3 protein-coding genes are annotated in these 2,957 nt (G+C 68.3%); all 3 read left to right on the top strand.

The genetic code is table 11. The features are described 5' to 3' along the window. The coding region (locus ACIQ6O_RS15625; protein WP_396208703.1) for a hypothetical protein at positions 1-223 on the top strand (223 nt) is incomplete at its 5' end. A gap of 11 nt (positions 224-234) precedes the next feature. Beyond that, a complete protein-coding gene (locus ACIQ6O_RS15620; protein WP_396208702.1) occupies positions 235-924 on the top strand; it encodes a c-type cytochrome in 690 nt (229 codons plus the stop codon). Then, positions 921-2,957 (top strand): tetratricopeptide repeat protein (locus ACIQ6O_RS15615; RefSeq protein ID WP_396208701.1); only part of this gene is annotated, 2,037 nt, incomplete at its 3' end. The genes ACIQ6O_RS15620 and ACIQ6O_RS15615, both read left to right, overlap by 4 nt.

The following is a 2,957-nucleotide window of genomic DNA, read 5'->3' as shown; positions in this document are numbered from 1 at the left end:
CATCACCGGTGACTGTGCCCCGGCCATCTTCCTCAATGGGCTGTACGTGAGCATCGAGGACGGTGACCTCGACAACATCATCAACCCCAAAGACGTGCGCGCCATCGAGCTGTACAGCCGCGTGGCGAGCATTCCGCTGCAGTTTCAGACGCGCAACGGCTGTGGCAGCGCGGTCATCTGGACCGGCGCGCGCATGGACGACCCGCCGGTGAAGAAGAAGTAAGGTCCACCGTCGTGCACCGCGCACTCCTCCGGGCCTCGCTGTTCCTCACTGCCTCCGTGTTGCCAGCCGTGGCCGCGGCGCAACCACTCTCGGCCTTCGCCACCCAGAAAGCCGAGCGTTTGCTGCGCGACAAACACAGTTGCCTTGGCTGCCATCAACTGAAGGGCGAAGGCGGCGTGCTCGCGCCGAAACTCGACGACGTACGAACGCGGCGCGACGCGGCCTACATCGCGATGATGGTGAGCGATCCCCAGCACACCAAGCCGGGCGCGAGCATGCCCCGCACGCGCATGCCGGCCGCGGAGCGCACGCTCATCGTGCGCTATCTCGGCGGTGACACCACAAAAATCGTGCGTACCGCCACTGCGAATCCGACCAGTGCCCCAGCCGACGGCAAACAACTCTACGCGCAGTGGTGCGCCGGCTGTCACGGCCCCACCGGCAAGGGCGACGGCCCCAACGCGAAGGCGCTGCCGGTGCCACCCGCCAGGCACGCCGACGCCAAGGCGATGAGCGCGCGCAGCGACGATGCCCTGTTCGATACCATCGAAGCCGGCGGCGCGATCATGAACAAACATCACCGCATGCCCGCCTTCGGCGGCGCGCTCGGCTCCACGGAGATCCGCGCGCTGGTCGGGTACATCCGCACCCTCTGCCAGTGTCAGGGTCCCGCGTGGAGCCGCGACGGAGCTGCCCGATGAAGAGGCAGTTCCCGTGGTTCAATATCCCGCCCCTCAAGCTTCCGCCTCTCAAGCTTCCGTGGTTGGCGGTCACCGCGATGCTCGTGCTCAGCGCGTGCACGTCGACGGACAGCTCGGGCAGCACCGACGGCGCGCCACTCACGACGGTCGCCCTTTCTACCCCCTCAGCACCAACCGCCGAAGCCTTCGCCGGTAACGCGAGCTGCGTCTCCTGCCACGCCGAGCAGTCGAAGCAATGGAGTGCGTCCACGCACGGCACGGCCGGCGGCGTGCCGGGGAGCCGCAGCAATCCCGTCGCCGTGATTGCGCCCTTCAACGGCGCGCCCATCCGCTTCGCCGACGCCACCGTGATTCCGCGCAATCGCGGTGGCCGCTACGAGTTCGTGGTGCAGCGCGCCGGAGAAGCCGATACGGCGTACGCCGTGGACGGCGTGATCGGCGGCGGACACATGGCGGGCGGCGGTACGCAGGGATACGTCACCAACTGGAGCGACGGCACCATTCGCTTTTTGCCCTTCGACTGGAGCAAGAGCAGCAACACCTGGTTCTGCAACACCGGCACGCGAACCGATAAGGGGTGGCAACCCATTCGCGCCACCATGCGCCTTGCCGAGTGCGGCGACTGGCCCCCGATGCGCGTACTCGGCGACGAGCCGCGCTTCAGTAATTGCCAGAGTTGCCACGGCAGCAACATCACCGTGGCGTACGATGCGGCGAAGCAGCAGTGGAAGAGCCAGGTGGCCACCTTCGCGGTCAACTGTGAGAGCTGCCATGGGCCCGCGGCGCGCCACGTGAAGCTCATGCAACAGGGGAGCACGAGCGCCGACATCGGGCTCGAGGCGCTGGCCACGCTCGACAAGGATCGCAGCGTCGGCACGTGCATGGGGTGCCACGCCCTCAAGACGCGACTTGAGAACGGGTACGTGCCCGGCGCGCAGCTCACGCAGTTCTACTCCGTGGCGCTGTCGCAGCTCGGCGACAAGCCGTTCACGCCCGATGGCCGCACGCGCACCTTCGCCTATCAGGAGGGGCACTACGCGAGCGACTGCTATCGCAATGGCGGCATGACCTGCACGAGCTGTCACGATCCGCACACGCAGGGCTATCGCACGGTGGATGGCGAGCCCATTCCCGGACGCGTGGACGACCGGCAGTGCACGAGTTGTCACGCGAGCAAGCGCGACAACGTGCAACAGCACACGAAGCATGCGCCGGGGAGCAAGGGGAGCAACTGCGTCTCGTGCCACATGCCGTACGAGCAGCAGCACGAGCTCGGACGCGCCATCAAGTACGGGCGCAGCGATCACACCATCGCCATTCCTCGACCGGCCATCGATTCGTCGCTCGGGCTCGTCGGGTCGTGCAAGTCGTGCCACACCGAGAAGAGCGTGCAGCAGCTGACGCAGCAGTCCGCGGCGTGGTGGGGCAGCATCAAGCCGCACGAGGCGGCCGTGGCTGGCGTGCTGGCCGCTCGCGGCGAGTCGGATGTATCGAAGGCCACGCCGCTGCTGCTGCAGCCGCGTTCGCGCCACGCCATGGCGCAGGTAGCGGGTCTGGCCGAGTGGCTCGAGCGTTTTGCCGCGCCGCGCATGGCGCAGGTACCGGCATCCCTCGATGACGCGCTCATCGAGCTGGCCGGCAGCAGCGACCTCGATGTACGCGCGCTGGCACTCGCCACGTTGCACTACACCCGCGGGCAGGAGCGTCGGGTGCGCCGAGTGCTCACCGAGCAGCTCGAGCGTCCCGCGGACGCGCCCACGCGTGATGCCCTGCGGCGCCGTTGGGCGACCGTGCTTGGCGGGCTGGGCGACGCGGCCCGGGAGTCGGGGCGGTACGACCAGGCGATCGCCGCCTACCAGGCCGCGCTGGAGGTGACCCCCGCGGCTGCCCCGCTCCTGCTCAACCTCGGCCTCACGCACGCCGCCCGTGGTGATATGGCGAGTGCGGTGAGCGCGTACCGGCAGGCGGTGCAGGCCGACCCGCGCCAGCCGTTGAGCGAGGTGAATCTGGGTGTGGCCCTCGAGCAGGGTGGC

The organism is Gemmatimonas sp., from assembly GCF_044345575.1.
Lineage (GTDB): Bacteria > Gemmatimonadota > Gemmatimonadetes > Gemmatimonadales > Gemmatimonadaceae > Gemmatimonas.
Note: the sequence above shows the minus strand (reverse complement) of the source record. Positions and strands in the feature narration are given on the sequence as shown.